General features: G+C 59.2%; 18 protein-coding genes. 8 read left to right on the top strand and 10 right to left on the bottom strand.

Going from position 1 to position 18661, the window contains the following annotated elements:
* Positions 1–254 precede the first annotated feature (254 nt).
* Complete coding sequence (locus Enr8_RS25985; protein WP_246119937.1) at positions 255–1544, bottom strand: peptidylprolyl isomerase; 1290 nt, start codon at positions 1542–1544, stop codon at positions 255–257.
* 166 nt (positions 1545–1710) lie between these two features.
* Between Enr8_RS25985 and Enr8_RS03745 the strand changes: the two genes are divergently transcribed.
* The 4 genes from Enr8_RS03745 (at position 1711) to Enr8_RS03730 (ending at position 5585) form a co-directional block, all read left to right on the top strand.
* Entirely contained in the window at positions 1711–2049 is a 339-nt protein-coding gene (locus Enr8_RS03745; RefSeq protein ID WP_146429261.1) for an ArsR/SmtB family transcription factor, read from the top strand.
* Positions 2046–4277 carry a heavy metal translocating P-type ATPase gene (locus tag Enr8_RS03740; protein WP_146429260.1) on the top strand — a complete coding sequence of 744 codons (2232 nt, stop codon included), beginning with the start codon at positions 2046–2048 and terminating at the stop codon, positions 4275–4277. The genes Enr8_RS03745 and Enr8_RS03740 overlap by 4 nt, the downstream gene beginning before the upstream one ends.
* 40 nt (positions 4278–4317) lie before the next feature.
* Entirely contained in the window at positions 4318–4755 is a 438-nt protein-coding gene (locus Enr8_RS03735; RefSeq protein WP_246119936.1) for a Fur family transcriptional regulator, read from the top strand.
* 317 nt (positions 4756–5072) lie between these two features.
* On the top strand, positions 5073–5585 hold the full coding sequence (locus tag Enr8_RS03730; RefSeq protein WP_146429259.1) for a hypothetical protein: 513 nt from the start codon (positions 5073–5075) through the stop codon (positions 5583–5585).
* Positions 5586–5593: 8 nt separating this feature from the next.
* On the opposite strand, the gene Enr8_RS03725 is transcribed toward Enr8_RS03730, so the two are convergent.
* The 4 genes from Enr8_RS03725 to Enr8_RS03710 all read right to left on the bottom strand — a co-directional run bounded on the left by Enr8_RS03725 (position 5594) and on the right by Enr8_RS03710 (position 7846).
* A complete protein-coding gene (locus Enr8_RS03725) occupies positions 5594–5986 on the bottom strand; it encodes a hypothetical protein (RefSeq protein WP_146429258.1) in 393 nt (130 codons plus the stop codon).
* A gap of 17 nt (positions 5987–6003) precedes the next feature.
* Positions 6004–6693 (bottom strand): hypothetical protein, encoded by a 690-nt coding sequence (locus tag Enr8_RS03720; protein ID WP_146429257.1) that lies wholly within the window; start codon positions 6691–6693, stop codon positions 6004–6006.
* A 10-nt stretch (positions 6694–6703) separates the two neighbouring features.
* A complete protein-coding gene (locus tag Enr8_RS03715) occupies positions 6704–7027 on the bottom strand; it encodes a hypothetical protein (protein WP_146429256.1) in 324 nt (107 codons plus the stop codon).
* A gap of 81 nt (positions 7028–7108) precedes the next feature.
* Entirely contained in the window at positions 7109–7846 is a 738-nt protein-coding gene (locus Enr8_RS03710) for a hypothetical protein (RefSeq protein WP_146429255.1), read from the bottom strand.
* A gap of 240 nt (positions 7847–8086) precedes the next feature.
* On the opposite strand from Enr8_RS03710, the gene Enr8_RS03705 reads away from it, so the two are divergent.
* The 4 genes from Enr8_RS03705 (at position 8087) to Enr8_RS03685 (ending at position 13315) form a co-directional block, all read left to right on the top strand.
* Complete coding sequence (locus tag Enr8_RS03705; RefSeq protein WP_146429254.1) at positions 8087–9274, top strand: phosphoglycerate kinase; 1188 nt, start codon at positions 8087–8089, stop codon at positions 9272–9274.
* 132 nt (positions 9275–9406) lie between these two features.
* A complete protein-coding gene (locus tag Enr8_RS03700) occupies positions 9407–10297 on the top strand; it encodes a metallophosphoesterase family protein (RefSeq protein WP_146429253.1) in 891 nt (296 codons plus the stop codon).
* 852 nt (positions 10298–11149) lie between these two features.
* Positions 11150–11437 (top strand): DUF4212 domain-containing protein, encoded by a 288-nt coding sequence (locus Enr8_RS03690; RefSeq protein ID WP_146429251.1) that lies wholly within the window; start codon positions 11150–11152, stop codon positions 11435–11437.
* A 9-nt stretch (positions 11438–11446) separates the two neighbouring features.
* On the top strand, positions 11447–13315 hold the full coding sequence (locus Enr8_RS03685; RefSeq protein WP_222434791.1) for a sodium:solute symporter family protein: 1869 nt from the start codon (positions 11447–11449) through the stop codon (positions 13313–13315).
* A 1093-nt stretch (positions 13316–14408) separates the two neighbouring features.
* Here Enr8_RS03685 and Enr8_RS03680 read toward each other — a convergent pair.
* The 5 genes from Enr8_RS03680 to pstB form a co-directional block, all read right to left on the bottom strand.
* Positions 14409–14651 (bottom strand): hypothetical protein, encoded by a 243-nt coding sequence (locus Enr8_RS03680; protein ID WP_146429250.1) that lies wholly within the window; start codon positions 14649–14651, stop codon positions 14409–14411.
* A gap of 398 nt (positions 14652–15049) precedes the next feature.
* Positions 15050–15763 carry a response regulator transcription factor gene (locus Enr8_RS03675; RefSeq protein ID WP_146429249.1) on the bottom strand — a complete coding sequence of 238 codons (714 nt, stop codon included), beginning with the start codon at positions 15761–15763 and terminating at the stop codon, positions 15050–15052.
* 48 nt (positions 15764–15811) lie between these two features.
* The gene (gene phoU / locus Enr8_RS03670; RefSeq protein ID WP_146429248.1) at positions 15812–16477 is read right to left on the bottom strand and encodes a phosphate signaling complex protein PhoU; all 666 of its coding nucleotides are present in this window, start codon (positions 16475–16477) and stop codon (positions 15812–15814) included.
* 54 nt (positions 16478–16531) lie between these two features.
* A complete protein-coding gene (locus tag Enr8_RS03665) occupies positions 16532–17710 on the bottom strand; it encodes a hypothetical protein (RefSeq protein WP_146429247.1) in 1179 nt (392 codons plus the stop codon).
* A gap of 63 nt (positions 17711–17773) precedes the next feature.
* Positions 17774–18640 carry a phosphate ABC transporter ATP-binding protein PstB gene (gene pstB, locus Enr8_RS03660; RefSeq protein ID WP_246119935.1) on the bottom strand — a complete coding sequence of 289 codons (867 nt, stop codon included), beginning with the start codon at positions 18638–18640 and terminating at the stop codon, positions 17774–17776.
* Positions 18641–18661 lie beyond the last annotated feature (21 nt).

Below are 18661 nucleotides of genomic sequence, written 5' to 3'. Positions count from 1 at the left end.
CGCACGATAAAATGTCACTGCATCCAAGGTTGAAACCAAGCTTCGCCCTGCCATTGTGGCACGGCGAAATGGAATTAATTTGAATGCGCAAATGGCGTGCCGAACGGTATTGCCCTCGTGGCATTTTCCAACCTCGCCAGGCTCAGAGCATCGCTCTTCGCGGCTCGCAAAATAACGACTTACGTCGCTATTTTGGGATCGCATCCCTGCGATCCAGCAGCCCGTTGAGAAAATCAACGGACTGTTAAGGGAATCTAATGCACCTTCGCTGGCTTATACTCGTGACCCCGATCGCGGATCACTTCGGCCTTGATAATTTTCTCTGGCGTCGCCGCATCGAGCGCTTCGGGATCGCGGCGCTGGATGTCGGTCACGACGTCCATTCCTTCGATCACCCGCCCAAACGCGGTGTGCTTGCCATCCAAGCCCGGCGTTGGCCGGAAGGTGATGAAGAACTGCGAACCGCCGGTATCGCGCCCAGCGTGCGCCATGCTGAGCGTACCGCTGAAGTGTCGACGGAAGTTCGGCTTGTAGCATTCGCAGTAGATGTGGTAGCCGGGACCGCCGGTTCCGTCTCCCTTCGGATCGCCCCCTTGGGCCATGAAGTTCTCTAAGACGCGGTGGAACGAGAGCCCGTCGTAGAACCCTTTGTTGACCAGCGAGATGAAGTTCGCGACCGTTTGCGGGGCTTCGTTCTCGAACAACTCGATAATGATGTCGCCATGATCGGTCGTCAGTTTCACTCGCGGCAGGTCGTCCGCTTCCGCTTCTTTGGCGCGAATCTCCTGCTCTTTCTTCCAAAACTCGCGGTAGACCGCCGAAGCGTTCGCTTCGCCCAGCGCTTCTTCGCTGGGGGCGAAGTCCTCATCCCCCGAGCTTTTCTTGTACTTAACCGCCATTTCGGTCACTTCGACCGCATCGTCAAACCGATCGGCGCCAAACGCGGCTCGAATCGTCATCGAGTAGATCGGACCATTCTCAATTCCATGTTCGATCAGCGAACGCCCGATTTTGTACGCTTCTTCGTTCTTATCCTTCTTCTGGGCGTCATTACCGCTGAGAATCATGAAGTTGATCGCATCGGCATTGGAGCCCGGCGCCTCTTCAAAGGCATCGATCGCCGCCTGCTTGATCTCCTCCATCAGCACCTCGCCCTGGTCGAGCGCCTGGTCATATTCTTTGTGAATCGCGACCAGCTTGTCCTCGTCGGCCAACCGGTAGTCTTCCTGCAGACCGCGGAGCTTGGCCAGCAGCGTCTTCCACTCAGCGAACTTCTTGTTGAAAATCGCCGCCTTTTCGCCCGGCTCGGCCTTCGGCTTCTCTTCGGCGCTCGGCTTTTCGTCGGCTGGCTTCTCAGCGGCCGGCTGTTTCATCTCTGGCTTGGCAGGCGTTTCGGCCGGGGCCGCTTCCGCTTTTTCCTCGGCAGTCGGCGGCGCGACTGGGGCCGGCGCGTCGTCGGCAGAGACCGACAGCGGCCACGAAATCGCCGTCAGCATGGTGGCGACGCTCCACAAACTCAGGCTCCGCTTCAACTTCCGCAACATCGAATATCCTCTCGTTTCTTCGTAAACGCAGTCAGTGCCAGCAAACCCTCACTCTATCAAAACGTAGCAACTGTGCGAATCGTTCGCCATGAAGGGGTTTGACTAGCGACTTTTTCGGCCCATAATTCAGTTAAACAGTTCATGAATTGTTAAATTATGGCGCGCCATGGCAACCTTTCCCAGCCAAAACTCCGCGGTCGACACCGAGTCGTTAGCCCAAACCGACGAGGCCCGCATTAGCGCCGCGGCCTTGTTTCACGCCCTGGGAGACCCTGCCCGACTGCAGTTAGCGACCTTGTTAATTCATCGTGAATTGTGCGTTTCTCAGTTGGCCGAGCTGGTCGACGACAGTTTGCCGGCCGTTTCGCAGCGGCTGAAGCTGCTAAAACAAGAACGCATCGTCAAGGCTCGTCGCGACGGTAAGCATGTCTATTATCAGCTGGACGACGATCATATCGCCACGCTGGTCATCAATGCACTCGCCCATGCTGAGGAATCACGATGAGCACTCAGCCGATCTCTGACATCCCCCTGAAACGGGTTAGCCTGCACGTTCCCGAACTCGACTGCGCCGAGGAAGTCCGCCAGCTGCGCGTCGGCCTGGAACCGGTCGCCGGGATCGAACAGCTCGACTTTGACGTCCTCAGTGGACGGATGGACGTCGCCTATGACGACAACCGTTTGACCTACGACCAGCTGGTCGACGCGGTCGGCAACCTGGGAATGACCGCCAAACCATTTCGCGATGGGGGCAAGTCGGACGTCCAACAGGCGACCCTGACCCGCGGCAAGGAAGTCGCCACCGGCGCTTCGGCGGCGTTGATTGCGATCGGGTTCATCACGCACGTCGTCTCGGCAGGAAGTCTGCACGCAGCGTTCTCGGGCGAGTTGTTCCCGGCCGAGGGCCCCGTGCCGATGATGAACTACCTGGTCGCGGCGTTCTATCTGTTCGGCACGATCAGCGGCGCGTGGTATGTCGCTCCCAAGGCGGTCATGACGGTGCGACATCTGCGGACCGACATGAACGTGTTGATGTGCGTGGCGATTTTGGGCGCTTGTTTGCTGGGCGACTTTTTTGAAGCGGCGATGGTGGCGTTTCTCTTCTCGCTGTCGCTACTGCTGGAGCAATGGAGCGTCGCCCGAGCGCGGCGTTCGATCTCGGACCTGATGACGCAAACGCCGCCGACGGCTCACGTCCGCTGCTGCAGCGACGACTGGAAAGAGAAACCGCTGGCCGACATCGCCATCGGTACGATCTGCCTGGTCAAGCCAGGCGAGCGAGCGCCGCTGGACGGCGTCATCACGCAAGGCGCTCCGGCCATCAATCAAGCGCCAGTCACCGGCGAGTCGATCCCGGTCGAAAAGAACATCGGCGATGAGATCTACGCCGGCACGATCAACGGCGGTTCGTCGTTTCAGTTTGAAGTGACCCACGCCGCCGGCGACACGATGCTGGACCGCATCGCCAAGATGATCGACGACGCCCACAAACAACGGGCGCCCAGCGAACAATGGGTCGAGAAGTTCGCCGCCTATTACACCCCGGCGATGATGCTGTTGGCGGTCGCGGTGATGGTGCTGCCAACCCTGTTCCTTGCACTGACCGGGCAAGTTGCGGATGGCGAGCTTATGACGACGGCAACCACCTGGTTCTACAACGCGTTGATCCTGCTAGTGATCGCTTGTCCTTGTGCCTTGGTGATCGCGACGCCGGTCAGCATCGTCTGCGGGCTGACTGCAGCAGCCCGCAACGGCGTGCTGGTCAAAGGTGGCCTGGCGCTGGAAACGTTCGGCCGGGTCAACGTGCTGGCGATGGACAAGACCGGCACGATCACGACCGGCGTTCCGGCCGTCTCGGAAGTGGCGCCACAGAACGGCAACGCCGAAGACGACGTCCTTCGCATCGCCGCATCGCTCGAACAACAAAGCAATCACCCGCTGGCCAACGCCATCGTCTCCGCCGCCCACGAGCGCGGCCTGACGCTGGTCGAGCCAGGCGACTTTGCCGAGATCCCCGGTCGCGGCGCCAGCGGCATGGTCGATGGTTCGGCCGCTTGGGTCGGCAGCATGTCGATGGCCCGCGAGCGCCTTTATGATCTGCAGCAATTGGAAACCGCGTCCAGCAAAGTCGGCGTCGGCTCGCTGGTGATCGTTGGACGCGACGACCAGTTGCTGGGCCTGATTGTATTGGCCGATCAGATTCGCGAAGGCGCCGCCGATGTGATCAAGCAATTGCATCACCTGGGCGTGAGCAACGTCGCGGTTCTGTCAGGCGACAACCAAGGCGCCGTAGAGCAAGTCGCCGCCGAGGTCGGCGTCGACAGCTGGCGCGGCGAGCAACTGCCGCAAGACAAGATCGCCGCCGTGAAAGAGCTGCGCGGCGACAACGTGATCGCAATGATTGGCGACGGGGTGAACGACGGGCCGGCCTTGGCGGCCGCCGATGTTGGCGTCGCGATGGGCGCGATTGGCGCCGATGCGGCGATCGAAACGGCCGACGTGGCGCTGATGTCGGACGAGATCACCAAGCTGCCGTGGCTGGTTGGCCTGGCGCGGCACACGTTGCGCATGATTCAATTCAACATCGCGTTCGCGCTCGGTGTGAAGGCGATTTTTGTGATCCTGGCAGTGCTGGGGATGACCAATCTCTGGTTGGCCATTGTCGCCGACACCGGGGTCTCGCTACTGGTGATCGCCAATAGCCTGCGATTGCTCCGCACCAACCCCACATAACGAACAAACAAGACCAAGAAGTTCCGCAAAGGACACAACCGTGGCGAAAATTTCCGAAATCACCATGAGCGAAGCTCGCGAGCTGGTCCGCGGCGCCGGACTACGCGGCACCTCCTGCCGCCTGAGCGTATTGCAGTATCTTTCGGCCGCCACCACGCCGCTGTCGCATGCCGAAGTGGCCGAAGAGCTGGACGCCCATGGTTACGACAAGTCGACGATCTACCGCAGCCTGGTCGAACTGGCCGAAGCCGGTTTGCTCTCTCGCTTTGACGTCGGCGACCACACCTGGCGGTTCGAGTTCCGCCGCGGCGAAACGCCGCACTACGAAGGAACCGAGCACCCGCACTTCATGTGCGTCACCTGCGGCAAAGTCGCCTGCTTGGACGACGTCGACATCAAGCTAAAAGCGTCGAACAAAAAGGCATACAGCGACATCACCGAAGTGCTGCTAAAAGGGCACTGCCGCGAATGTGGCTAGTCCCAAACTAGCCCGCAGCACAAGCCAGGGAATGCGGCGTCCGCACTCTCACGTTCACGCTTCCCGCACGGCGACGGTACCGTATTGATCGATCCAGCATGACTGAAAATTCCAGCATCGGCGAGCGCCCCCCCATCTCCACTTCGTCCGATCAAGCGGGACCATCCGGGCCATGGCGGGATGGCCGCCGCGTCGTCTTCGATTTAGACGCTAGCGCCATGCCGTCGGTTTGCTTGACGACAGGCAAGCCGGCCGTGGGTGAACCACGTCCGATCACCGTTACCTACTTCCCCGTCACGTCTTGGCCGCCACTGATCTTGCTGGTCGTGATCTTGGTCGTTCCTCGATTGGCAGGCGAAATTGCCATCGACGCCCTTGGCCTGTGGATTGGAATCGCCGTCTTAGTAGCCGTTTCCCTCATGTGCGCGCATTTTCTGGCTTGGCTATGGCAACGAACGTACGGAACAGGAACTTGGATCCAGTCTTGGACCATTCCGGGGCACATGGCGATGACGAAACCGGCACTCTCCTGGCTTGCGCTCACCGCCTATTTCGTCGCTGCGCCGCTCGCTGCGATCTTAAGCCTAGTGGTACTCTTCACCAGCCAGACCAAGGTCGTCAAGGCACGAAATGACGTGGAGGTAACCACCTTTGTCTGCCTGTTTGTCTTCGCGGTTTCCGTCGGTTTCTTTTTCTGGGGGCTATTTCGGAAACGGGAAGAAAAACCGCATGACGTTCCGCTCAAAGCCTGGAAGCGTCAAGGGCGCCGCATCTGGATCAGCGGCATCCACCGCTCGATCGTGGAGCAACTTCCGCCCTACGCCCGGTAGCGGTTCGCTTACAGCCACCACCACAACCCCAGAATCGCGGCGACGGGAATCTCAACCAATCTCAACTCATAGGCGAAACCCAGGCCAGGACATTGCTGCAATGTTTCTCCTCGGTCATAAATCGCATGACCAAGGTTGATCGGGAGCAGCGTAAGAAACGTCGCCCCCAACGCTATCGCTGCGAACGTAACTCCGTTGTCGTCGATCGAACGCTCCAGCAACAAGTCGGCGTTTGGATGCACGCTATGAAACAAGACCCACGGCAACGGCGCGACCGCCAAGGCGACCAAGAGCCGCTTCAAGGAGAAGTGAAACCCGCGCGGCGCATCTGCCTGCGGGTAGCGATCTTCCGCTTCTCGAGTTTCCTCCGGAAAGTCTTCGACCAGCTCCTCGCTCTTCATCGCGCAAGTCCCTATCTTTACAACCGATTCCACAGCCCACACAACGTCGCCACCGGCAAGATCACCAGCGTCAATTCGTACAGGTAGGCCCGCGGCGGATCGTCACAACGCGGGTCATCGCGATCAGTGGCGAACCAATACAGATTGATCAACGTCAGCAGCCCAAACGTGGCGGGCAACAGCAGGATCGCGGCGTAGCGATCGCTGGTGATCGGATCTTCGCTGCGTCTCGCAAATGACAGCAGCAGCGTTAACATGCACAACAGGAAAAACGGCAAGATGCCGGAGAGCCACAGAAACAGGGTCGATTGCGGTTCGTAGTTGGCGCCAGACTCTTTCGGAAAAATCAGATACGCCAAGGCGAATGCCGAAGCGGCGCCGCAAATCAGCGGAAAAATCACCAGACCAAAACAGACGCTGCAGCCGGAGAGCGCCGTGCAAGGCAACAGCAACTGCAGCGCCACGTTCAGCCTTGGCAAGTCGGCCGCCCGAACGCGCAGCGCCACGCCCGCGATCGCCAAACTGCTGATGCAAAACACCCAGCCATATTGGCGATTCCAATCGGCGATCAACAGCAGCGGCAACGTCGCGGCGACGATCGCCGCGGCCAACCGGCTGATCGAGAAGCGAAACCCCGGCGCCGCCGGCTTTTGTACTGCCGGCGAATCGTCTTCCGGAAAATCGGCGTCTTGCTCCTCTTCCTTCACGGCGAAAATCCTAAACGTATCGCAGGAACGCAAACAACGCCGAGAAGGGAATCACGATCACCGTCGCTTCCATCAGCAGCCCCGGCGTGATTGCGATGTTCAGCGCCGGCAGATATTGGGCGTTCAGAAACAACACGGTCACAAACGCCACCAAGCAGCCGCCGATGACGCTGACGAGCAAGAGAATGCTCCCGTCTGGCACGATAATCAACGGCGCAGCGGCCACCAAGCTGGCGAGCACCATCCGCAACGGCCAAGTCTTCCAACGGCTCACCGATCGTACCGGCGGCGATTCGCGGGGCGAGTCCCCTGCCCCTTCGACCAGTTCACTCATCACTCAATTCTTCCCCAAAAAATAACTCGATCGCTCTTTGATCACGTCGCCGACCGCTTCCCCTTCGTCGAATCTCTCCGCTCATGAAATCCCCCTCGAAAAAACTCGAAGAATCGCGACGATCAAAGCGACCGGTATCAAAACCGTCGTCGCTTCGTACCGGTAACCAAGATCAGGACGTTCGTCCAGCGTCGCTCCCTCGTCGAAATACCAACCGGCAATGTTCCAAACAAACAGCGCCGCCATCGATAGAACGGCTCCCCATAGCGCCGGAAGTAGCAACCGGCGATCGGGAGCCCCGTACGGCGTCGCCGTATTTACCGACAATAGTGCCAAGCAGACCAACACAAATGGCGTTGCCCCAGTGAGCAGCACGCTTCTTGCACGCAGCGGCATTGGCGGGCGCCCGTGAACCACCCGCGACGGATAGATCGCTTCGGTGGCGAGAAATGCAACCACCGCCGAGCAGGCGGTCCCAACGCAAAAAAAGATCGGATCCATGAACCAAGGCAAACAACAAGAACTGCAGATCAGGACGAGAGCCCCAATTTGCAGCGTCAGATTGATCCGCGGCAAATGCCGCGCCCGTACCGATAGCACCACGCCGGCGACCGCCAATGAACTGACCGCCAAGGCGATCTTGGCCGATTCACTCTTGGTCGGAATCATCCAGTACGGCAAAGGCGCCAGCGCCGTCGCGACGATCAACCGCGTCATCGAAAACCGAAATCGCTCAAGACGCCCCGCCTTCCGATTCAGCTGCTCCGCCGTATCTCGCTCCTCCTCCGGCAAATTCGGCGGCGGCTCTACTAAAGTCATCGCGGATCTTTCCCAGAAAATTCGAGCGGGGTACCTGCTGCCGCCACTATAGCGGCAGTCGGGCAACTTGTCCCGCATTAGGTTGGCCTTTTCGCATCAGCTTTGCGGCGGTCGATTCGGCCGCTTTTCTCGGTCGGTCGATACGGGTAAAGTGGCGGTTTCCCAGGCGTTTAAAAGCACCGCCGGGGCGCAAGAGTCGCCCGGCCAGATTTCCACCCCGAACATTAACGAGAGAAGCTGATGGCCAAAAAATCGATCGCCGACGTCGACGTCGCTGGCAAAACCGTTCTGATGCGCGTCGATTTCAATGTTCCGCTGGATGACGCCGGCAACGTCACCGACGCCCGCCGCGTCGAAATGGCGTTGCCCTCGATCAAGTCGGTCGTCGACCGCGGCGGCCGTTTGATCCTGATGAGCCACCTCGGCCGTCCCGAGCCCGGCGCCGACAACTCGAAGTACAGCCTCAAGCCGGCCGCCGAAGCGCTGGCCGGGCTGCTCGGCAAGCCGGTCGCCTTCGCCACCGACACCGTGGGCGCCGACGCGACCGCCAAGGCGGGTGAACTGAAAGATGGCGACATCCTGGTGCTTGAGAACCTTCGCTTTGAAAAGGGCGAAAAGAAGGGTGACGCCGAGTTCGCTGACAAGCTGGCCGCGCTGGCCGACATCTACTGCAACGATGCGTTCGGCACCTGCCACCGCACCGACGCTTCGATGGTCGCCGTGCCGGAAGCGATGGGGGCCAAGCCGAAGGTCTCCGGCTTCCTGGTCGAAAAGGAAATCAAGTATCTAACCGACGCCATCAAGAGCCCCGAACGCCCGTTTGTGGCGATCCTCGGCGGCGCCAAGGTTTCGGACAAGATCATGGTCATCAAGAACCTGCTCGGCATCTGCGACAAGGTGCTGATCGGCGGCGCCATGGCCTACACCTTCTCGCTGGCGACCGGCGGCAAGGTCGGCGGCAGCCTGGTTGAGAAAGACAAAGTTGAGCTGGCCAAAGAACTGATCGCCGCTGGCGGCGACAAGCTGGTCTTGCCGGTCGACACCCACTGCGGCGACGACTTCAAGAGCGACTGCAACAAGGTGGTCTGCCAGGCAGGCGAGATTCCGGACGGCTTTGAAGGTTTGGACATCGGTCCTGAAACCTCGAAGCTGTATGCCGACCTGGTGAAAACCGCCAAGACGGTCGTCTGGAACGGTCCGATGGGCGTGTTCGAGATGCCGCCGTTTGACGAAGGCACCAAGGCTGTCGCCCAGGCGATCGCCGATGGGGACGGGATCAGCATCATCGGCGGCGGCGACAGCGCCGCGGCGATCGGTCAACTCGGCTTCGCCGATCAGGTCTCGCACGTCTCGACCGGCGGCGGCGCCAGCCTGGCGATGCTGGAAGGCCAGAAGTTCGCGGCGGTCGATCTGCTCGACGAAAAGTAAGCGATCCAACACAGTTCGTAAAACTTCAGGGCGCCTCCGAGTGAGGCGCCCTTTTTTTATTGCTCGCTAGATAGCTTGCGCGTAAAGTAAGCGAGTGCCAGCTCCTTCCCCTACTAACCCACCAACATCGCCATGCCCACCCACCAACCAATCCGTCTAGACCGACGTGCGTTCTTGCAAGGCTCCTCGCTACTGTTGACTGCCGCCGGCAGTTCGCTCACTTTTGCGGCGGACGCCCAGGCCGACCTGCGGATCGCCCTGATCACCGACCTGCATCATGCCGACAAACCGGCTGCCGGTACTCGCTACTATCGCGAGACGCTGGGAAAATTGCGTGAGGCGAGTGACAAATTCGCCGGGACGCCGCCTGACATGGTGGTCGAGTTGGGCGACCTCATCGATGCCGCCGGTGATGTCGAGACGGAACTTCGTTATCTGAGTACGATCAATGAGCCGTTCCAGAAGATCAGCGACGACCGCCATTATGTACTTGGCAACCATTGCGTCGACACGCTGACCAAGAGCGAGTTCCTGGGCGCCGTCGGACAGCAGCAGTCGTACTACTCCTTCGACCGCGGCGACTGGCACTTGGTGGTGCTCGACGCTTGCTTTACCAGTGCCGACCAGCCTTACCAGCGAAAGAACTTCGTCTGGACCGACGCCAACATTCCCAAAAAGGAACTGACATGGCTCGCCGACGATCTGGCCGCCAACGACAAGCCGACGATCATTTTCGCGCATCAGCGTTTGGATAACGCCGGCAACCACATGGTCCGCAACGCCGCCGAAGTCCGCACGATTTTGGAGCTGTCGAAAAACGTTCAGGCAGTCTTCCAAGGTCACAGTCACAAGAACGATTACCAGCAAATCAAAGGCATCCACTACTGCACGCTGGTCGCCATGGTCGAGGGAACCGGCGCCGATAGTAACGGTTATTCCGTGCTAAAGCTGCTGGCCGACGGCTCGCTGCATCTGCAGGGCTTCCGCAAACAGGCCGAATACAGCTGGAGCCGCTACGCGTAAGATCCTGCACTATTACAAGGCCAACGTGGCAACGGCGCCCCTGTTCTCTTGCGCGGGCCTACCTTTGGCTTCCGGCCGCATTATGGGTTGCGCTTCGCTGCACCTAACTGCCTGTTGAAAAATGCCCTCGTGGCATTTTCCAACCTCGCCAGGCTCAGAGCATCGCTCTTCGCGGCTCGCAAAATAACGACTTACGTCGCTATTTTGGGATCGCATCCCTGCGATCCAGCAGCCCGTTGAGAATATCAACGGACTGCTAACCTACGTAAGCGAGTGATGCGGCCTGGGGCAAGACATGCTCATCCCGGGTGCGACGCGGCAAGAGCATGCCACCAATGACGTCTCTGCCGACGCTACATCCGCTTCAACCGTGCGCGGCGATGGCTGTAACCAGAAGCTGTGCCGGTTGGCTGATCGCGCCCGCCTTTGCCTGGCGGTCATGCTATCACGGCTGTAGCGTCGGTTGATCTTTTTCAACAAATCGCAGCAGGCGGCGGACGATAACTTCTTTTGCCACGGACGGGTGAAGTTCGGACACGGATGGGCTAAAGCTGACCACCAGGTTGGAGACGCAATGCCTATCGATATTCTCCATGCTTGGCTTGGAATCGCGTTTGTCGCTATCTGGGCCATCATTGGACAAGTCACGTTAGAACGGAGCTGAGTTGCTGCGACAGATCAATCAGGAAAGCTCACTTACATTCCCTTTCTCTCGATTCTTCAACGCAGCAGCCCTTCACCCCATTTCACTGCGAAATCAGCCCCGCTACTTGACACGGGGCGGCTCTTCGATTCCCCTAAACAGCGCAAATTCAAAAAGTTTCTGAATTTCCTGCCGTTTTAGGACTTCGCATGTCTTCCCCCATCGATGATACACCTCCGGTCGCCTCCGCGCGCCCGAACGTCGGTTACTGGCGCGCCAATCTGTGCGTCATTGTGATCATGATGCTGATTTGGGCAACCGTCTCTTTCGGCTGCTCGGTCTTCTTCGTCAAGCCGCTCAACGCTTGGCATTTCGGCAGCCTGCCGCTCGGTTTCTGGTTCGGCCACCAAGGAGCGATGTACGTCTTCGTCGTACTGGTCTTCTCCTACGCGTGGATCATGGACTATCTCGATAAGAAGTACGGGGTAAAGGAATAAGGCCGAGCCATGTTGGAAATCACTCCCCCGCTCGGCTTCATTCAGATGTCGAGCACCGTCTGGACGTACATCTTCGTCACGATCACCTTCTTCATTTACCTGTACATCGGCTGGCGCAGCCGGGTGAAGGAAACGAGCGAGTTCTACGTCGCCGGCGGCGGCGTTCCGGCGATCGCCAATGGCGCGGCCACCGCGGCCGACTGGATGAGCGCCGCATCGTTCCTCTCGATGACCGGCCTGATCGCCGCCAGCGGCTATGACGGCGCCGTTTACCTATTGGGCTGGACCGGCGGTTACGTGCTACTGGCGCTGCTACTGGCGCCGTACCTACGGAAGTTCGGCCAGTTCACCGTGCCCGACTTTGTCGGCAAACGTTATTACAGCGAAACGGCTCGCATCGTCGCTGCGCTTTGTGCGGTCTTCGTTTCGATCACCTACGTCGCCGGGCAGATGCGCGGCGTCGGCCTGGTCTTCTCGCACTTCCTGAAGGTGCCGGTCGAATATGGCGTGGTGATCGGCATGGTCATCGTCGCCTTCTTCGCCGTGCTGGGCGGTATGAAAGGGATCACCTGGACCCAAGTGGTGCAGTTCTTCGTGCTGATCGCGGCGTTTTTGATTCCCTCGATCGCGCTGTCGAAAATGCTGACCGGCAGCTATATCCCGCAAGTCGGCTTTGCGACCGGCGACGTTCATGAGCGGGTCGACGCCCTGCATACGGAGCTTGGCTTTAAGCCCTACACCGAGCCGTTCACCAACCGATCGCAGCTGAACGTCTTTCTGACGATGTTCGCCTTGATGGCCGGTACCGCCGGTCTGCCGCACGTGATTGTGCGGTTCTACACCGTCGCCAACGTCCGGGCAGCCCGCTACAGCGCCGGCTGGGCGTTGTTGTTTATCTCGCTGCTTTACACGGCGGCGCCGACGATGGCGATGTTCGCTCGCTACAACCTCCTAAGCACGCTTAACGGCGCCAAGGTGGCGAGCATCGAAGAAGTCGAAAACGAGGAAGGGAACAAGACCGGCCAGAAGATCTATCACCTGGCGGCGGTCGGCGAAGATGGAACCGAAAAGCCGATCCACTGGATCAATACCTGGCAATTGACCAACCTGATTGTGTTTGACGACAAGGATGGCGATGGCAAGATCTCGTTGCAGAAAGATGGCAAGGACTACGCCGAAGCGACCATCGACAAAGACATCCTGGTATTGGCGACTCCGGAAGTGGCCGGGCTGCCAGGCTGGATTGTAGCGATCGTCGCCACCGGCGGTCTGGCGGCGGCGTTGAGCACGGCGGCCGGTTTGCTGTTGGTGATTTCAAGCTCGATCGCCCACGACTTGTACATCCACTTCATCGATCCGGAAGCGTCGGAAGCGAAGCGACTGACAGTCGCCCGGATCATGATTTTGGCGGCGATCGTGGTGGCCGGTTACTTCGGGATTATCAAGCCTGGCTTCATCGGCGAGGTCGTGGCGTTCGCCTTTGGTTTGGCGGCGGCCAGCTTCTTCCCGATCATCTTCCTGGGAATCTTCGATCGCCGGACCAACCGCGAAGGGGCGATCTGCGGCATGGTGGTCGGGATCTTGTTCACCGGCGGCTATATCCTGGCCTGCAAGGCGAACGTCATCCTGCCGTTCCTGTTCAGCGAACCGCTGATCACGCCGATCTTGCCAGGCTGGACCGAAGGGGGCATCTCGCCCGAGTCGATCGGCGCGGTCGGCTGCGGGCTGAACTTTATCGTGACGCTGGTCGTCAGTCGCCTGACCCCGGCCCCGCCGGAGGAAATCCAGCAGCTGGTCGATGACGTCCGCATCCCTCGCGGCTCGCACGCTCCGGAAGCCCACTTCGACGAAAGCGACGCCGAAGCGGACAATCCGTAATCGGCGTGGGCCGCCGCTGAATTGGATCCCTCGCCGTGACGCGAAAGCGCGGCGAGGGAGACTTGGCGGCGGGGTAAATGACGAATGTCGAAGCTCGAATGTCGAATTGTTAGCCCGGGCGGCAGCCTGGAATTGGGGCCGATTTCTCTTGCTTTTCCGTTCCGATTTTTTGTATAAATTCGTACAGGCATTCCGTGGTCGGAGACCACGTGCGATTTCCAGTTCGCTGGGTGATCGCCGGTGCGTGGAGACGCATCGTGATTCTTGCCTACCGGCCAACACTCCCCTGCCGCAGGAATGGGTTGAGGGTTGGCCGCCAAAGCCTATCGCGATGGCGACACGCCACCGCGAACGGGCCTGCCTTGACCGATCCCGAAAGCGTCACCCCAACCGGTGATTGCGATACCAGTGCGCGCCGATCGCCAAAATCAGGCCGAAAACGGGCTCTCAGAAAAAAACGTCGCGGTCCAGTCCACTACGAGCACCAAAAAATGAACGCGGTCCAGTCCAGTTTTCCCTGCAATCGTAGCAAAGCTAGGGTGCGTCGAGACGCACCGAGAACCTGCTTGTTCGCCAGACGTCATCATCGCGTGGAAACGCAATGGCGATAAGAGTTTGCGTTGCCACGCGAAGCAAGCATCCATCGCCTTGGCAGGTTCATGGTGCGTCGCGACGCACCCTACCGAAGAAAAAAACGAATTGAGCGGTCCAGTCCACTTCCGCGACCGCCGCGAAAATCGAGCTTGGTCCAGTCTGCGGCCAGCGTCAAAAAAAATCGAAAACGGCGGTCCAGTCCGGCGGGCCCCAAATCCGCTTTCCGCTTTTCCCTTTTACGAGGGTGCGCAAACGAAAAGCCGCGTCGGGAAATTCAATTCCGATGCGGCTTTGCAGAGTTTAGAGCGGTTTTCTTCAATCTTTAGCGTTCTGGCTGGTTGCGGCCGCGCTGGTCGGCGTTGACCAGCTTGCCTCACCAACGCCAGAAACGCTACAGCTATCAGAAAAACGCTCTAATGATGAGAACGTAAGGGCGATCGCTTTCATCAGCGAACGCAGATGCGATAAGCGATGCAGCAAGGGGCAGTCGCAGTCCGCTCTAGGCGAACTGCAGCGGCTCGCTTTCGTTCACTCGTGCGGTACGAAAGTTGTCGAGGCGTTCTTCCTCGACAAAGTAATAAACATTGTCGTCGGGGCTATAGAGCCCTTTGACCGAAGCGGCGCTAACGTCGCTGCGTACTAGTTTGCGGCTCGACACCGCCAGCTCGCAAAAGACTTCGGGATCGACAAAGCGAGTCCCTTGATCCTGGCGAAGCTCATCTCGTTTTTGGGCTAAAGTCATACCAGCCAATTTCCAAACTACCATGTCGAACTTCGTCCCTCCTGATACCGTCGTGGCGAAGCGTAAAATCCGCGGCAGTGGAAATCCGTTTCACACACACTGGAGTCATCGTTGACGCCAGGTTTTCCGTCCATCGCAGGCCCTATGATAGCAGAGCTAGCGACTTCGATCCCTCGCGAACTGGGAATCAAGGATTCTTTGCTCGTGAAGTTAGGAAAGATCGCAGGAACTTATTGTCACTAAGTTAAGACCCGACGCAACCTACCCATCTGGCTAAAAAACAGACCACCCACAGATTCTGCGCTTTGGCGCAAGCTTAGGACTTTCGAACAAACTCTTCAATAACTCCAAAGGAGCGACAATCCATTATTATACAACGACTTACGACGCCGAAGACTTTACTCAAAGGGAGCAACGCCCCAAACTGGCTCGCGAAACCGATAGCCGACCCCCCGAATGGTCTCTATAAGAATTCCTTGTTCCGCGAGCTTCCGGCGGATCGTCTTCACATGGACGTCGATCGCCCGCGACTGAGCTGAGGGCTCCCCTTCGTGCTCGGCGTGACAGGCCTCGAACAGCTCAGGCCGAGAAAAGACATGTCCCGGCTTGGCCATCAACGTCCAGAGCAGGCGAAACTCGGTCGGCGTGGCGCCGATCGACTCGCCCTTCAGTTCGGCCGTGTACCGGGTACGATCCAAGCGGAGACCATGATGCTCAAGCACGATATCGTCTTGCCCCGCCTGACGAGCCCGGCTGAGCAGCGTTCTGACCCCTTGGGCCAGCAGATCGAGGGCGAGCGTCTCGGCCAAGAGCGAGTCGATCGACTCCGGCTCTTCGTCTTCGGCGGCGGCGGTACCGACGCCGGGGGTAACCAGAAAGGCAGGCAATTGCTCTGGCCGCATCCGACTGCTGATGCGGCGACACATCTCGAACGACTCGGGCGATTGATGCCCGACCAAGACGATATCGGGCGAATGAGAGATCGCCTGCTCGAGCCCGTCCTCAGAATCAAGCGCCGTGCGCACCTCGCAACCTGATTGTCGCAAGTTATCAGCCAGGGCGGCGCTAAGCCTTCCCTGACGGCCGATAATGAGCACAAGCCGGTTGTTCATGGCCCAATGGAGTACGAGGAATGAATACGCCGCAGCCGCACAGCGAAGCTACGAAGCATGACTACCGCGCCGCACCAGTTCGCCTTCGACCAGATAAACCACCGACTCGGCCATGTTGGTCGCATGATCGGCGATGCGTTCGACATGCCGCGAGATCGTCAGCATCTCCATCATCCAGTCGAGATCGTCAGGACGCCGCCGCGCCCCATTTTTGAACCAGTCGTACATGCCGCGATGCAGCTCGTCGACCTTGTCGTCCGAGGCGATCACGCCGCGGGCTTTGGAAGCGTCGCGATCGAGCAGCGCATCGAGGCTTTGACGCAGCATCTCGATCGACGCGTCCTTCGACTGCTGCAAGAGGGGAGGAAGATCAAAATGGGCGCCCGAATCGAGCAACCGAATCACCCCTTGGCCGATGTCATGGGCATGATCGCCGATGCGTTCCAGCTCGTTGATCACCGTCTGCACGGTAATGATGAACCGCAAGTCCGAGGCGACCGGCTGAAACAGCGCCACCGTATGCAACGACTCTTCCGAGATCGCCAGTTGCATGGCATCGACGTCTTCGTCGCGATCGATCGCTTCCTGGGCGATCTCTCGGTCCTGGATTTCGGCAGCCCGGATCGCCAACGTGACGTGCTCTTCAACCATTGCGCCCAGCGTTACCAGCTGACGACGCAACTTATCAAGCTGCTTTTCAAAATGAACCGACATTGCACTTCAATCCTTGCTTGCGACGACAACGTATCCGCCTGTACGTTCCGCAAACTAGCGGAAGTTTCGCATGTACGAGTCGATCGTCTCGGCGTCCGAGCTCTTGATCGTCATCCCCATCGGCCCAGCGCCGATCTTGGTGACGTGTTTGCCCAACTCGCCGTTGGCGGTGAACTCTTTCAGGTCGTCCGAATCGGCCCGGATCACCCACAAGCGGCCATCGGCGATTTGGGTGACGTAGCCTGGCTGAGCGACCAGATAGGCTTCGATCACGCCGGCGTCGCGGGTCTTCAGCGTTTCGCGGTTCGGGCCGACGCCAATCTTGGTGACGTGCGCGGCCGGTTCGCCTTGGGCGACGAACTCCGACCAGGCCTGGCTCGCTTCCGGAAAGACCCACACGCGGCCATCGGCGTCGACCGACGCGTGATAGCCTGGCTTAGCATAGCGATAGGCGGCGATCGTGGCGGCGTCATCCGACTTCAGCGTAACGCCCAGCGGACCAGCGCCCGGCCGGATCACCTGCTTGGCCGGTTCGCCGGCGGCGACAAACTCTTTCGCCGCGTCGCTTCCTTCTTTCAACACCCAGACGCGGCCATCTTCGATCGCCGTCAAAAAGCCGGGCTTGGCGGCCAGGTAGCCGAGAATCGTTTCGGTCTCATCCGACTTCAGCGTCATGCCCGAGGGGCCAACGCCGGGGCGAATCACCTGCTTGGTCAACTCGCCGATTTTCAGAAAGTCGGTCAGGTTCTTGTTGGTCAGGTCGAACACCCAGAGGCGGCCGTCCTCTTCAAAGGTGACGTAGCCCGGCTTGTCGAACGCCGCTTTGTCGGCCGACGTTTTCACCACGTCGCCGCTCGGCAGATAGTAGAGCCAGTACCAGTCGTTCTGTTTCGAGTCGATCCCTGCTTTGGCCCGGAAGCAAGCGGTCAGACCGATGACCTTGTCATCCTGCAGATGCTCGACGACGAAGATCGAACCGTAGCCCGGCTCTTGCAGGTTCTTCAGCGCGGCCGGATTAGCGTAGGTCTTTGCGTCGCCGGAAACTTGCGGAGCGGGAACCGAGCTGGGCAATTCAGCAACCGTATCCCACTTGTCGTACTTCCCGTCCAAGTAGTTCCAGAAGTCGACGGCGAACTTGTCGTGCTTCGGTTCACGTCGCTCGTCGGCGGCGGCCAGATCGCAGGCGACTACGATCAACGTGAAACAAACCAAGGCGCCAATAATTCGAGACATCGCTTTCCCCTGATGGTGGTGTGAAAGGAAACAGACGAAGAACTTGTTGCGGCGGACGCTCGACTATCCGAAGCGTCCCGTGACATAAGCGTTCGTTTCGGTCAATTTGGGATTGGTGAAGATGTCGACGGTCGGACCAAACTCAACCAGTCGTCCCAAGTACATGAACGCAGTGTAGTCGCTGATCCGCGACGCTTGCTGCATGTTGTGGGTCACGATCAAGATCGAGTACTCGCCGCGAAGCTCGCGAATCAGGTCTTCGATCTTGCTGGTCGCAATCGGGTCGAGAGCCGAGCAAGGTTCGTCCAGCAGCAACACTTCCGGCTCGCTGGCGATCGCTCGCGCGATGCAGAGCCGCTGCTGCTGTCCGCCGGACAGGCTCAGCCCGCTCTCGTGCAAACGGTCTTTCACTTCGTCCCAGATCGCGGCGCCTTTGAGGCTGTGCTCGCACACCCCTTCCAACACGCCGCGGTTTCGTTCGCCGTCGATCCGCAACGGATAGACGACGTTTTCAAAAATGCTCATCGGGAACGGGTTCGGCTTTTGGAACACCATGCCCATTCGTTTGCGCAGTTCGATCACATCGACGCCGGCGTCGCAGATCGAATCGCCGTTCAGGACGATGTCCCCCTGAATGCGAACCGTGTCGATCAGATCGTTCATCCGATTGACGCAGCGGAGCAAGGTCGACTTGCCGCACCCCGATGGACCAACCAGCGCGGTAACCTGCCCCTTGGGGACCGGCATGTTGACGTTAAACAGCGCCTGCTTTTCGCCATACCACAGATTGAAATTCTTGATCTCCAGCACGCACTCTTCGCGCTTCACCGAATCGTGAATGACCGAATCGAACTCGTGCCCTTGAGCGATCATTTCCAGACGATTCTGTCGCTCTTCGCCCGGTTGTTGTGGAGACGTTATCTCGTTCACGCTGTTTCTCGTCTGAGGAAT

Origin of the sequence: Blastopirellula retiformator (assembly GCF_007859755.1) — a bacterium.
In the GTDB taxonomy this organism is placed as follows: domain Bacteria; phylum Planctomycetota; class Planctomycetia; order Pirellulales; family Pirellulaceae; genus Blastopirellula; species Blastopirellula retiformator.
This window is presented reverse-complemented; position numbering and strand designations above follow the sequence as displayed.

Excerpts from the sequence above, each read along its gene's own strand:
- Enr8_RS03745 (WP_146429261.1), top strand. The coding sequence starts at position 1,711 with ATGGCAACCTTTCCCAGCCAAAACTCCGCGGTCGACACCGAGTCGTTA.
- Enr8_RS03675 (WP_146429249.1), bottom strand. The coding sequence starts at position 15,763 with ATGAACAACCGGCTTGTGCTCATTATCGGCCGTCAGGGAAGGCTTAGC.
- Enr8_RS03710 (WP_146429255.1), bottom strand. The coding sequence starts at position 7,846 with ATGACTTTAGTAGAGCCGCCGCCGAATTTGCCGGAGGAGGAGCGAGAT.
- Enr8_RS03740 (WP_146429260.1), top strand. The coding sequence starts at position 2,046 with ATGAGCACTCAGCCGATCTCTGACATCCCCCTGAAACGGGTTAGCCTG.
- Enr8_RS03690 (WP_146429251.1), top strand. The coding sequence starts at position 11,150 with ATGTCTTCCCCCATCGATGATACACCTCCGGTCGCCTCCGCGCGCCCG.
- Enr8_RS03725 (WP_146429258.1), bottom strand. The coding sequence starts at position 5,986 with ATGAAGAGCGAGGAGCTGGTCGAAGACTTTCCGGAGGAAACTCGAGAA.
- Enr8_RS03680 (WP_146429250.1), bottom strand. The coding sequence starts at position 14,651 with ATGACTTTAGCCCAAAAACGAGATGAGCTTCGCCAGGATCAAGGGACT.
- Enr8_RS03715 (WP_146429256.1), bottom strand. The coding sequence starts at position 7,027 with ATGAGTGAACTGGTCGAAGGGGCAGGGGACTCGCCCCGCGAATCGCCG.
- Enr8_RS03705 (WP_146429254.1), top strand. The coding sequence starts at position 8,087 with ATGGCCAAAAAATCGATCGCCGACGTCGACGTCGCTGGCAAAACCGTT.
- Enr8_RS25985 (WP_246119937.1), bottom strand. The coding sequence starts at position 1,544 with ATGTTGCGGAAGTTGAAGCGGAGCCTGAGTTTGTGGAGCGTCGCCACC.
- Enr8_RS03665 (WP_146429247.1), bottom strand. The coding sequence starts at position 17,710 with ATGTCTCGAATTATTGGCGCCTTGGTTTGTTTCACGTTGATCGTAGTC.
- phoU (WP_146429248.1), bottom strand. The coding sequence starts at position 16,477 with ATGTCGGTTCATTTTGAAAAGCAGCTTGATAAGTTGCGTCGTCAGCTG.
- Enr8_RS03700 (WP_146429253.1), top strand. The coding sequence starts at position 9,407 with ATGCCCACCCACCAACCAATCCGTCTAGACCGACGTGCGTTCTTGCAA.
- Enr8_RS03685 (WP_222434791.1), top strand. The coding sequence starts at position 11,447 with ATGTTGGAAATCACTCCCCCGCTCGGCTTCATTCAGATGTCGAGCACC.